General features: G+C 49.9%; 1 rRNA gene. It reads right to left on the reverse strand.

The window, feature by feature from the left end:
* Positions 1 to 461, reverse strand: a 23S ribosomal RNA gene (locus FM019_RS20710); the annotation flags it as partial.

The raw sequence follows: 461 nt of genomic DNA on the forward strand, positions 1-461 counted from the left end.
CTAGATCACCGGGTTTCGGGTCTATACCTAGCAACTAAACGGGCAGTTAACCCTCGCTTTCACTACGGCTCCCCTATTCGGTTAACCTTGCTACTAAATATAAGTCGCTGACCCATTATACAAAAGGTACGCAGTCACCCCTCCTCAAATGTCCTGCTGGTCTGTGTGTTGCATCTTGCACGATTTGTGAACTTCCGGTGCTCATGTACCAACTACGTACACTGCGCTCCAGCTTTCAAAAATCGAACAACCTGCTTAACACATCCTGCGCATCACATTGAGGAGCCTTACTCCTACTCAGCGCCAAGGCACTTGAGTGAGGGGCTCCCACTGCTTGTACGTATACGGTTTCAGGTTCTATTTCACTCCCCTCACAGGGGTTCTTTTCGCCTTTCCCTCACGGTACTGGTTCACTATCGGTCAGTTAGGAGTATTTAGCCTTGGAGGATGGTCCCCCCATC

Source organism: Aliiglaciecola sp. M165 (genome assembly GCF_007197995.1).
Classification (GTDB): domain Bacteria; phylum Pseudomonadota; class Gammaproteobacteria; order Enterobacterales; family Alteromonadaceae; genus Aliiglaciecola.